At 71.5% G+C, this 11859-nt stretch carries 10 protein-coding genes; 7 read left to right on the forward strand and 3 right to left on the reverse strand.

Translation table 11 applies throughout. The features are described 5' to 3' along the window. Window positions 1-10: 10 nt before the first annotated feature. Together OG322_RS12865 and OG322_RS12870 are read left to right on the forward strand one after the other, a co-directional pair. Entirely contained in the window at window positions 11-658 is a 648-nt protein-coding gene (locus OG322_RS12865) for an RNA polymerase sigma factor (RefSeq protein WP_123461228.1), read from the forward strand. Beyond that, window positions 655-1680 (forward strand): CU044_5270 family protein, encoded by a 1026-nt coding sequence (locus tag OG322_RS12870; RefSeq protein ID WP_123461227.1) that lies wholly within the window; start codon window positions 655-657, stop codon window positions 1678-1680. Before OG322_RS12865 ends, OG322_RS12870 begins: the two co-directional genes overlap by 4 nt. Window positions 1681-1743: 63 nt before the next feature. On the opposite strand, the gene OG322_RS12875 is transcribed toward OG322_RS12870, so the two are convergent. After that, window positions 1744-2697, reverse strand: a complete 954-nt coding sequence (locus OG322_RS12875) for a LysR family transcriptional regulator (RefSeq protein ID WP_124284873.1) — start codon at window positions 2695-2697, stop codon at window positions 1744-1746. Between the two features lie 63 nt (window positions 2698-2760). On the opposite strand from OG322_RS12875, the gene OG322_RS12880 reads away from it, so the two are divergent. From OG322_RS12880 to OG322_RS12895, 4 genes are all read left to right on the forward strand, one after another. Further along, window positions 2761-4080 carry an MFS transporter gene (locus tag OG322_RS12880; protein ID WP_329306427.1) on the forward strand — a complete coding sequence of 440 codons (1320 nt, stop codon included), beginning with the start codon at window positions 2761-2763 and terminating at the stop codon, window positions 4078-4080. Between the two features lie 136 nt (window positions 4081-4216). After that, on the forward strand, window positions 4217-4900 hold the full coding sequence (locus tag OG322_RS12885; protein WP_260146841.1) for a L,D-transpeptidase family protein: 684 nt from the start codon (window positions 4217-4219) through the stop codon (window positions 4898-4900). 100 nt (window positions 4901-5000) lie between these two features. Beyond that, complete coding sequence (locus OG322_RS12890) at window positions 5001-5993, forward strand: sigma-70 family RNA polymerase sigma factor (protein WP_123461225.1); 993 nt, start codon at window positions 5001-5003, stop codon at window positions 5991-5993. Then, on the forward strand, window positions 5990-6343 hold the full coding sequence (locus OG322_RS12895) for a hypothetical protein (RefSeq protein WP_329306428.1): 354 nt from the start codon (window positions 5990-5992) through the stop codon (window positions 6341-6343). The genes OG322_RS12890 and OG322_RS12895 overlap by 4 nt, the downstream gene beginning before the upstream one ends. A gap of 75 nt (window positions 6344-6418) precedes the next feature. Here OG322_RS12895 and OG322_RS12900 read toward each other — a convergent pair whose 3' ends face one another. After that, on the reverse strand, window positions 6419-6781 hold the full coding sequence (locus tag OG322_RS12900; RefSeq protein ID WP_123461223.1) for an STAS domain-containing protein: 363 nt from the start codon (window positions 6779-6781) through the stop codon (window positions 6419-6421). Window positions 6782-7141: 360 nt separating this feature from the next. On the opposite strand from OG322_RS12900, the gene OG322_RS12905 reads away from it, so the two are divergent. Next, entirely contained in the window at window positions 7142-10438 is a 3297-nt protein-coding gene (locus OG322_RS12905) for a S8 family peptidase (RefSeq protein WP_443066542.1), read from the forward strand. Between the two features lie 92 nt (window positions 10439-10530). Here OG322_RS12905 and OG322_RS12910 read toward each other — a convergent pair whose 3' ends face one another. Continuing rightward, window positions 10531-11808, reverse strand: a complete 1278-nt coding sequence (locus tag OG322_RS12910; protein WP_124284869.1) for a thymidine phosphorylase — start codon at window positions 11806-11808, stop codon at window positions 10531-10533. Window positions 11809-11859 lie beyond the last annotated feature (51 nt).

The raw sequence follows: 11859 nt of genomic DNA on the forward strand, positions 1-11859 counted from the left end.
TGGAGCCCCGATGACCGTCGAGCCCCCGGGCGTCCGCACCCGCGAGCCAGATCGCGAGGAGACCGACGCCCGTGTGATCGCACGGTCCCGGGATGAGCCCGAGCTGTTCGCCGCTCTCTTCGACCGGTACGCCGATGCCGTGCACCATTACGCGGCGCGGCGGCTCGGTCCGGAGGCGGCGGAGGATCTGATGGCGGAGACGTTCACGACCGCCTTTCAGCGACGCCATACGTACGACCTCTCGCGCGGCGATGCCCGGCCGTGGCTGTTCGGCATCACGACCAACCTCGTGAGCCGGCACCGCAGGGCCGAGGCGCGCCGCTTCAAGGCGCTGGCCCGTGTTCCGGAGCCGGTGGAGCACGAGGAGCCGGTCGCGGACCGCGCGGTCGCCAGGGCCGGCGCTACAGGGGTGCGCCGGGAACTGGCGGCCGCGCTGGCCGGGCTGTCGGCCCGGCATCGCGATGTCGTACTGCTGGTGGCCTGGGCCGACCTCGACTACGAGGAGGCGGCCCAGGCCTTGGGGGTGCCGATCGGCACCGTCAGATCACGGCTGCACCGGGCTCGCAGCAGACTGCGCGAAGCGCTGGGTGGATGCGATCCGACAGGTCCGGCAGGTCCGGCTGATCCGACAGCTTCCCGAGAGGCAGACACCCCATGAGTGACCGTGGCATCGATGAACTGCGAGCGTTGCGGGAGTACGAGGCGCAGGCTCCACCGCTCGACACCGCCACCCGGAACCGGGCGCGGGCACGGCTGTTCGCCGCGATGAGCGCGCCGGACGTGGCCACCGCGCGCGTGGGCCGCCGGCCCGTTCTGCGCATCGCCCTGACCGGCGGGGTCGCGGCGGCCGTCGCCGCCGGCGTCCTGGTCGCCCTGCCGGACCACGACAAGGGGGGCAGAGACGGGGGGCGGGCCGCGGCGCCCGCCACCAGTGCGCCCGCGCTGCGGAACGTGAGCGCGCAGACCGTGCTCAACGGCGCGGCGGCGTACGAGCGGAAGCACGAGCGGGTGGCCAGCCCGCGCGACGACCAGTTCGTCTACACCAGGGAGATCATCCAGGAGACGAACCGGAAGACCGGCGCCAAGAAGAGCTACGTCGACGAGAACTGGCGCTCGGTGGACGGCTCCCAGCGGTCCTGGATCATGGAGATCGGCCATGGCTGGTGGTCGCCGCCGCTCAAGGACAACCAGGGCATGTGGCCGCCGCAGGACTGGGGCACGCTGAGGAAGCTGCCGACCGACCCCGAGAAGCTGATCCTCTCGCTCCTGCTCAAGAGCGGGCCCGACGACAGGAACGACTCGCTCGACGAGATCACCGAGAACGAGTGGTCGGACATCCACTTCTCCCTCACCGGGCTGCTCAAGCTGGTTCCGGTGATGCCCAAGGGGCTGCGCCCGGCGGCGTACGAGGCGCTGGGGATGGTGCCCGGGGTGCGGGCGGTGCCGAACCAGAAGGACGCCAAGGGCCGCACCGGCGTGGCCATCACGTACGACGACCCGGTGGCCCCTGGGGGGTCCGAGGGTTTCGGCAGCTTCTTCATCTTCGAACCGCGGACGCACCGGTTCCTGGGCTTCCGTGACGAGCGCAGCTCGGGCAGCGGCAAGAACACGAAGCGGTACATCCAGCTCTCGTACCTCGACAGCTGGGCGGTCGTCGACAAGGTCAGGCAGCGGCCGTAGCCGGATCTCGCGGACGGGGTGTGGCCTGCTGCCGGAGTGCCGGGGCGCCGGGGGGCGTCTCCGTCACTCCGGCAGCAGGTGTCCGCGCCGCGAGAGCAGGAACTTCTTGAACGCCGCGACCGGCGGGGTGTCCGGGTGGCCGTCCAGCCAGGCGACACCGATCTCGCGGGCCGCCCGGGGCGCCGTCACCGTCAGTTCCACGACTCCGGGGCGGGCCACCGCCGGGGGCGGGAGCAGGGCCACGCCCAGGCCTGCCGCGACCAGGCCGCGCAGGGTTTCGGCCTCCTCGCCCTCGAAGGCGACGCGGGGGACGAAGCCCGCCTCCGCGCAGAGGTCGTCCGTGATGCGGCGCAGGCCGTAGCCGGGTTCCAGGGTGACGAACGTTTCGTCGGCGGCCTCCGCCAGGCGGATGCGGCGGCGGGTGGCCAGCCGGTGGTCGTCGGGGACGACGAGGCGCAGCCGCTGTTCGTCCAGGCGCAGGGCGACCAGGTCCGGGGCGTCCGGGACGGGTGAGGTGAGGCAGAGGTCGAGGCCGCCCGCGCGGAGGCGTTCGATCATGGCCTCGCCGTAGTTCTGGACGAGCTGGAAGCGGACCCGCGGGTGGTCGGCGCGGAAGGCCCGGATCAGGGCGGGGACGGTCTCCGAGCCCATCGTGTGGAGGAAGCCGAAGGCGACCTTGCCCGCGGTGGGGTCGGCGTCCGCCCGTACCGAGTCGGCGGCCTTCTCCACCTCGGCGAGCGCCCGCTCGGCCGAGCCGAGGAAGGTGCGGCCCGCGGGGGTGAGGGAGACGGTACGGCCCTTGCGGGCGAACAGGGCGACTCCCAGGTCCTGTTCCAGCCGGACCATCGCCCGCGAGAGGGTCGACTGGGGTACGCCCAGCTCGTGCGCGGCGCGGGTGACGTGTTCGTGGCGGGCGACCGCCTCGAAGTAGGCGAGCCGCGGGGCGAGGACGGCGCGGATGTCTTCTTCGTAACTGCTTGGTGACAGCCGCGGCTGTGAGCTGTGCTGATGCGCCATGGGATTGATTATGGCCGCTTTGTGCATTGGACGCATGAAAGGGGTGCGGCCTACGTTCGTTGCATGCCTCCCGCCAGTACCGGGGCGTCCACCCTGATCGTGGCCGCCTCGACCCAGTCGTCCCCCGTAAGCGCCGTCACCGCCGCCGAGACCGCCACCGCGGACCGGCTCGAACCCGGTGGGCCCGGCTACCGCCGGATGAGTTTCGCGCTCTTCGCCGCCGGTGTCGCGACCTTCGCGCTCCTCTACTCCACCCAGGCCCTGCTGCCCGCCGTCTCCGCCTCCTTCGGCGCCACGGCCGGGCAGGCGAGCTGGACGGTCTCCGCGGCGACGGGTGCGCTGGCGCTCTTCGTGCTGCCGATGAGTGCGCTGTCCGAGCGGTTCGGGCGGCGGCAGATGATGACCGCCTCGCTGACGGTCGCGGTCGTGGTCGGGCTGTTCGTGCCGTTCGCTCCGTCGCTCGGCTGGCTGATCGCCCTGCGCGCCGTGCAGGGCGCCGCACTCGCCGGACTGCCCGCCTCCGCGATGGCGTATCTCGCGGAGGAGGTACGGCCCAAGGCGCTGGTCGCGGCGATCGGGCTGTTCGTGGCCGGCAACAGCATCGGCGGGATGAGCGGCCGCATCCTCACCGGCTGGGTCGCCCAGCTGTGGGGCTGGCGGGCCGCGCTCGGCTCGGTCGGTGTGCTGGCCGTGGCCTGCGCCGTCGTCTTCCACTTCATGATCCCCAGGGCCCGGCACTTCACCCCCGGTTCGCTGAACCCGAAGGCGCTCGCCCGGACCGTCGGCGGGCACCTCGCGGACCCGCTGCTGCGTCGGCTGTACGCGATCGGCGCGCTGTTCATGACGGTGTTCGGCGCGGTGTACACGGTGATCGGTTACCGCCTCGTCCAGGCGCCGTTCAACCTCCCGCAGGGGATCGTCGGCTCGATCTTCCTCGTCTACCTGGTCGGTACGGTCTCCTCCGCCGCGGCGGGGCGCCTCGTCGCCCGGCTGGGGCGCCGGGGCGCGCTCTACCTCGCCGTCTCCACCACGGCCGCCGGTCTGCTGCTCTCGCTGGCCGACCAGCTGGCAGCCGTGCTCCTCGGCCTGGTCCTGATCACGGCGGGCTTCTTCGCCGGGCACGCGGTGGCCTCCTCCTCCGTCAGCCGTACGGCGACCAAGGGCCGGGCCCAGGCGTCGGCGCTCTACCAGTCGGTGTACTACCTCGGTTCCAGCGCGGGCGGCACGCTCGGCGCGGTCGCCTTCCACGCCGGCGGCTGGGCGGGCACGGTCACGCTGGGACTCCTCGCGGTCCTGGGCGTCGTCTCGGTCACGCTGTACGGGTCGAGGGCGGCGCGCGTCGAGCGGCGCCGGTCCGCGGCGGTGCTGTCCGTACAGAACTGAGACATACGGCGCACAACCATCCACTCCCCGGCGCGCGTCTAGCAGGCGGAATCACCGCACTGCGCGCGAAGGGGAGTTGGCGTACATGGGAGTCACGGGGAGCATGATGAGCATCCAGGGCATTCGAGGCGTGCGGATGCGGCGCGCTCTCGCGGTGTCCGTCGCGGGGCTGACCGCGATACCGGCGCTCGTCCTCGGCACCGGCGGGTCCGCGCAGGCGGCGTCCTGCACGACGTCCACCGGGCCGAACCAGAAGCAGGTCGAGAAGTACCTGCACCGGCCGGTGGACGGCAAGCAGTCGGTGGCCGACTGCAAGGCGATCCGGTCGTTCCAGAACACCTACGGTGTCACCCCGGCGATCGGCTACGCGGGCCCGGTCACCTGGCGCACGATGACGACCCTCACCGCCCAGAAGGCGGCCGGGAAGGACCCGAACAAGGCGAAGAAGTGCCCCACCGACAAGGGGCGCATCGCGTGTGTGGACCTGACGCGGCAGATCAGCTGGATCCAGGACGGCAAGAAACTGAAGTTCGGGCCGGTGCCGGTGCGGACCGGGCGGGACAAGTACGAGACCCGCACCGGGGCGAAGAAGATCTACTGGCGGCACAAGAACCACGTCTCGTCGATCTACCACGTGTCGATGCCGTACTCGCAGTTCTTCGACGGCGGGCAGGCCTTCCACGCGGTGGGCGTGAAGATGTGGAACCCGCCGGGCTCGCACGGATGCGTCAACATGCGCACCGCCGACGCGAAGTCGTACTGGAATCTGCTGAAGAACGGCGACGACGTGTACGTGTACGGGCGCAAGCTCGGAACGTGACCGCTTTCCGCTCTTCCCGCCTCGGTTGTCAGTGCCCTGCGGTAGCTTCCCAAGTGCTGAAGTGAGCGGTGTCACGGCGCAACAGGGGTGGAGCGACGCAATGGGTGATCTGACGGCGACGGCGGGCGATATCGACAGCCGTCTGGAGGGACACCGGGTCGAGCTGACCGGCTACTGCTACCGGATGCTCGGCTCGGCCTTCGAGGCGGAGGACGCGGTCCAGGACACGCTGGTGCGCGCCTGGCGCAACTTCGACAAGTTCGAGGGCCGTTCCTCACTGCGGTCCTGGCTGTACCGGATCGCGACGAACGTCTGCCTCGACATGCTGAACGCGGGCAACAAGCGGGCCAGGCCCGTCGATCTGTCCGGCCCGACGCCGCTCGCGCAGGCCGCGCTCAATCCGCGGCCGGAGAACACCTGGCTGGAGCCGATGCCGGACGGGCGCATCCTGCCGTCCGTCGCGGACCCGGCCGAGGCGGCGGTGGCGCGCGAGTCGGTGCGGCTCGCGTTCGTCGCCGCGCTGCAGCATCTGCCGCCCAAGCAGCGGGCCGTGCTGATCCTGCGCGAGGTGCTCGCGTGGAAGGCGAGCGAGGTCGCCGAGCTGCTCGACACCTCGGTCGCTTCGGTCAACAGCGCCCTCCAGCGGGCGCGGGCGACGCTCAACGACCACCAGGACACGGCCGCCGACGCCGCCGATCCGCTCGACGAGGAGCAGAGCAAGCTCCTGGAGCGGTACGTGGCGGCGTTCGAGGGGTACGACATGAAGGCGCTGACCGCGCTGCTCCATGAGGACGCCATCATGACGATGCCGCCGTTCGACCTCTGGCTCCAGGGGCACGACGACATCGCCGGCTTCATGACCTCCATGGGCGCGTCCTGCGCGGGCTCCCGGCTGATCGCGACGTCGGCGAACGGCACCCCGGCGTTCGCGCACTACAAGCCGAATCCGGACGGGCCCGGTTTCGTGCCGTGGGCGGTGCAGGTCATCGACATCTCGGACGGTGCGATCACCGGGATGCACTGCTTCCTGGACACCCCGCGCTGGTTCCCGCTGTTCGGGCTGCCCGATCACCTGGAGGCGGATGCGGCGTGAGCCGACGGCTGGGCCGGGGCGCGGCGTACGGGCTGGTCGCGGCGTGGGCCGTGGTCGTGGCCGGCGGCTGGGGGGCCGGCCAGTGGCTCGGTGAGCCGGCGGCCACGTCCGGCCCCCGCCGGGTCCTGCCACCGGCCTCCGAGGCGGAGCCGGGACCGCAGCCGGAAAGCGGGTACGCCGATCTCTGCGACCAGGTCCCCTCCGGGTCCGCCTGCAGGCGGTACGCGCCGCCCTCCCCGTCGCCGTTTCCGAGCGTCATGCCCTCGGAGACGATGCGCGACGAGGCCCGTGTGTCCGCCGTCCAGTGCTCGAAAGCGGTCGTCAGGGGCGGCTGGCGCGAGGCGGACTGAAGGGCCTGTGTCTTCCGTCCGCACCAGGTGGTGGCCGGGGCCGTGGCGGACCGGGCCGCGCAGCAGGCCGCCCGCTCACTCCGGGACCCTGCGCGCCCCCTCCTGGTCCGCGAGGCCGACCACCTCGTCCAGCCCCACCAGGTCCAGCAGCAGCCGGAGTTCGGGAGGCGTTTTGCGCAGCCGGAGCCGTCTGCCGCCCGACCGGCGGGCGACCAGCGACAGCCGGGCGACCGCCTCCACGGCGGCGAGGTCGGGGTGGACGAGCCCGCCCACGTCGCAGTCCACCACCGTCACCTCCGTGTCCGCGGCGGCCAGCAGCGCCTCCAGCTCGGCGCAGAGTCCGGGCACACCGGCCCGCGTGAGGCGTCCGGAGACGGTGAGAACGATCGGGGTCATGGCATCCACATCAGGGAGACCGGTCCGGCGGCCGAAACTCATCGCCGCGCGGTTCCCCGCTTTTCACCGGCTTTCCGAAGGCTCCCCTGCGGTTCCCCCGGGGGCGTCCTGGTGCCCCGAGCTGCGCATGGGCCTCCCCGGCCACCGTCGTCACGGCCGTTTCCCGTCGCGCAGGGCCGACCGACCATCGACGAAGTTTCGCCAACTCCGTTCATCTGTGTGCTTGCTGTGAACCGATTCGATCAAATCTCCCCTCTATGCGAGTGAAACGGCCGGCTCCGGTGCGCGTACCGGAGCCGGCTGCCCAGTGGCCCTCTCGTGGGGCCGCCTGATTCTCCAGGGGGAGAGTTGCGCAGACACGTCACAAGAGCGTGTGTTTCAACCGTCGCCACGGCTGCGGCCGTGGCGCTCGCGGCCGGACTGACCACCCCGGCCATGGCCCGTGACAACGGCCCGTCACGGTCGGCGGACGGCACGTCCGGGGCCCGGCATCAGCTCACGCTCATCACCGGTGACCGCGTCACGGTGGACGCCAAGGGCCGGGTCGTGGGCTTCCGTCCCGCGGCGGGGCGCGAGCACATACCCGTGCAGCGGCAGATACGGGACGGGCACACCCTGCTCGTCCCGGCCGACGCACACCGGCTGATCAGTTCCGGAAGGCTGGACCGTCGGCTGTTCGACGTCACGGAGCTGAACCGGGCGGAGAACCGCAGGGCGCAGAAGTCGGCCCTGAAGCTGATCGTCTCCTACCGGGGCGCCGGGGCCGCGGCCGCGAGGGCGGAGGTCCGCGACGCGGGCGCCACCCGGGTCGGGCCCGTGCTGAAGTCGCTGAACGCCCAGTCCGTGGCCACCCCGCGGGAGGACGCCCGGTCCATCTGGCAGGCGCTCACCAGCAAGCCGTCGGGCAGCGCCCAGCGGACCACGGCCGCCGGTATCGACCGGGTGTGGCTGGACGGCGTACGCCGGGCGAGCCTCGACAAGAGCGTCCCGCAGATCGGCGCGCCGACCGCCTGGAAGGCGGGGTACACCGGCAAGGGCGTCAGGATCGCCGTCCTGGACACCGGTGCGGACGCCACCCACCCGGACCTCAAGGGCCAGATCCTCGCGTCGAAGAACTTCTCCGGCACGCCCGATCTGAAGGACCACTTCGGCCACGGCACCCATGTCTCCTCGATCGCGGCCGGTACGGGCGCGAAGTCGGGCGGCAGGTTCAAGGGTGTGGCCCCGGACGCCAAGCTCCTTGAGGGCAAGGTCCTCGACGACGACGGCTTCGGCGAGGACTCCGGAATCCTGGCCGGTATGGAGTGGGCGGTCGCACAGGGCGCCGACGTCATCAACCTGAGCCTCGGCGGCACCGACACCCCGGGGATCGACCCCCTGGAGGCCGCGGTCAACAAGCTCTCCGCCGACAGCGGCGTGCTCTTCGCCATCGCGTCGGGCAACGACGGCGGCGCCGGCACGGTCGGCTCCCCCGGCAGCGCGGACGCCGCGCTGACCGTCGGGGCCGTCGACGGCAAGGACGTGCTGGCGGACTTCTCCAGCCGCGGTCCCCGGGTCGGTGACAACGCGATCAAGCCCGATGTCACCGCTCCCGGCGTGGACATCACGGCGGCCGCCTCCCCCGGCTCCGTCATCGACAAGGAGGTCGGCCAGAACCCGGCGGGCTATCTGACGATCTCCGGTACGTCGATGGCGACCCCGCACGTCGCGGGCGCCGCGGCGCTCCTCAAGCAGCAGCACCCGCGGTGGAAGAACACCGAGCTCAAGGGTGCGCTCACGGCCTCCACGAAGCCGGGGAAGTACACCCCCTTCGAGCAGGGCTCGGGCCGCATCGCCGTCGACCGGGCGATCACCCAGTCCGTCGTCGCCGACCCGGTGTCGCTGAGCTACGGCGTCCAGCAGTGGCCGCACACCGATGACGTGCCGGTCGCCAAGAAGGTGTCGTACCGCAACCTCGGTACGACCGATGTCACGCTCTCGCTCGCCGTCCAGGCCACCGGCCCGGCGGGCAAGCCGGCCCCGGCCGGGTTCTTCGCCCTCGGCGCCGACCGGGTGACCGTCCCGGCGGGCGGCACCGCCGAGGTGCCGCTGACCGTGAACACCAGGCTCGGCGGCACGGCCGACGGCGACTACAGCGCGTACGTCGTGGCGACGGGCGGCGGGCAGACCGTCCGCACCGCGGCCGCGGTCAATCGCGAGCGCGAGTCGTACGACCTCACGCTCAAGACCATCGGGCGTGACGGCAAGCCGGCCCGGTACACCACCGGGGACGTCTACGGCATCACCGGCGGCGGGACCGACGTGTGGGAGTCCCCCGAGGTGGTCAACGGCACGGCCAAGCTCCGCGTCCCCAAGGGCGGGTACGTGCTGAACTCGGCCGTGTACATCGACCCGGACAACGCCGACAAGGGCGTCGACTGGCTCACCCAGCCCCATCTGAAAGTCACCAGGAACACCACGGTGACCTTCGACGCGCGCCTGGCCAAGCCGGTGGACATCACCGTTCCGGCGACCGGCACGAAGGCCGTGCTCGCCTCGCCCGACCTCCAGTTCGAGACCGAGGACAGCTTCTACTCCTACGGCTTGCAGCTCAACTCGTTCAAGCCGCTGCGCACCGCGCACATCGGCCCGAAGACGACCGGCATCCAGCTCTCGCAGCAGTGGGCCGGCACGTGGACCAAGGGCGCGGCGACCCGCTACGACATCACGGTCGGCGGCCCGGTGAGCCGGGCGGCGACCGGCTACCGCCGCGCGTTCAGCAGCGGTCAGCTCGCCAAGGTCACCATCCGCGCCGGTGCGTCCGTCAAGGGCAAGACCGGTGACATCACCGCGTGGGGCGAGCTGCCCGACTCGTTCAGCCTCGTGGCGGCCCCGACCACCCAGAAGCTCCCGTCGACCACCACGGTCTATGTCTCCACCGCGGACAAGGTGCAGTGGAGCTTCGACTTCAGCCAGAACGGCGCGCTCGACGAGGACGGCTTCCCGCAGACCGACGCCTGGTACTCCCTCGGTGCCCCGCAGGCCCTCAAGGCGGGCGGGACGTACGCGAAGACCGTGAACACCGCGGTGTTCGGACCGTACGTGAACGCCGGCTTCGGGGTCTTCCGCGACGGCAACGAGCTCACGGGGGCGCTGCCGCTGGTCGCCGACGGCCACCGGAATGTCGGCGACTCCGCGTACAGCTCGGTGAAGACCGTGCTCTACCGCAACGGCAAGGAGTTCGCCAGGAACGCCGACCCGCTGACGGGCGAGACGCCCATCGTCGTGCCGTCCGCCGCCGCCGACTACCGGCTGACCACGTCGGTGCGGCGCGGCGCCGACGTCGCCTCGGTCTCCACCCGGATCGACGCGAGCTGGACCTTCCGCTCCGGCCGGCCGGTCTCGGGCTACGCCCAGCTGCCGGTCTCCATGGTCCGCTTCGCTCCCGAGGTGGCGCCGGACAGCACGGCCAAGGCCGGCAAGGCCGTGTCCGTGCCGGTGACGGTGCAGGGTGCGGCAGCCGGTAAGAACCTGAAGTCGCTGACGGTGTCGATCAGTTACGACGGCGGGAAGACCTGGAAGAAGACCGCGGTCAAGAAGGGGAAGATCGCCATGAAGAACCCGGCCAAGAAGAAGTCGGTGTCCTTCAAGGCCACGGTCACCGACAAGAAGGGCAACACGTCCTCGGTGGCGATCTACAACGCCTACTTCGGCAAGTAGCCGGCCAGTAGTACGCGGCAGGACCGCATGAAAGCGGCCCGCCGGGACGGTGAGACACCGTCCCGGCGGGCCGTTCGCGTCGGCGCCCGCGGCTACGCGATGCGCTCGCGCACCACCGGGGTGGCGGTGAACTCCGTGCCCGCCGGGGCGATGTCGTACGACTCGGGCAGCGCCTTCAGCGCGTACTCGAACTTCTCCGGGGTGTCCGTGTGCAGCGTCAGCAGCGGCTGCCCCGCGGTCACCGTGTCCCCGGGCTTGGCGTGCAGCTCGACACCCGCGCCCGCCTGCACCGGGTCCTCCTTGCGGGCGCGGCCCGCGCCGAGGCGCCAGGCGGCGACGCCGATGTCGTACGCGTCCAGGCGGGTCAGTACGCCGGAGGACGGGGCCGTCACGACGTGCTGCTCGCGGGCGACCGGGAGGGTGGCGTCCGGGTCGCCGCCCTGGGCGGAGATCATCCGGCGCCAGACGTCCATCGCGGAGCCGTCCGCGAGGGCCTTCTCCGGGTCGGCTTCCTTGAGCCCGGCCGCGTCCAGCATTTCGCGGGCGAGGGCCAGGGTGAGGTCGATGACGTCCTTCGGGCCGCCGCCGGCCAGCACCTCGACCGACTCGCGGACCTCCAGGGCGTTGCCCGCGGTCAGGCCGAGCGGGGTGGACATGTCGGTGAGCAGCGCGACCGTCCGCACTCCGCTGTCGGTGCCCAGGGCGACCATGGTGGAGGCCAGTTCGCGGGCGTCCTCGATGGTCTTCATGAAGGCCCCGGAGCCGACCTTGACGTCCAGGACGAGTGCGCCGGTGCCCTCGGCGATCTTCTTGGACATGATCGAGCTGGCGATCAGCGGGATCGCCTCGACGGTCCCGGTGACGTCGCGCAGCGCGTACAGCTTCTTGTCGGCGGGGGCGAGGCCGTCGCCCGCCGCGCAGATGACCGCGCCCGTGGTGTCGAGGACGTCGAGCATCTCGGCGTTGGTGATGTGGGCGCGCCAGCCGGGGATGGACTCCAGCTTGTCGAGGGTGCCGCCGGTGTGGCCGAGGCCGCGCCCGCTGAGCTGCGGCACGGCGGCGCCGCAGGCGGCGACCAGCGGGGCGAGCGGCAGGGTGATCTTGTCGCCGACGCCGCCGGTGGAGTGCTTGTCGGTGGTGGGGCGGGAGAGCGCGGAGAAGTTCATCCGCTCGCCGGAGGCGATCATGGCGGCGGTCCAGCGGGCGATCTCCGTACGGTTCATGCCGTTCAGCAGGATCGCCATGGCCAGCGCGGACATCTGCTCGTCGGCGACCTCGCCGCGGGTGTACGCGTCGATGACCCAGTCGATCTGCTCGGGGGTCAGCTCGCCTCGGTCCCGCTTGGTGCGGATGACGGAGATGGCGTCCATGTCCTGGAGTCCTTCCGGCCGGTACGTACGCATGAGTCCCGTTGACTCTAC

This window comes from Streptomyces sp. NBC_01260 (genome assembly GCF_036226405.1).
In the GTDB taxonomy this organism is placed as follows: domain Bacteria; phylum Actinomycetota; class Actinomycetes; order Streptomycetales; family Streptomycetaceae; genus Streptomyces; species Streptomyces laculatispora.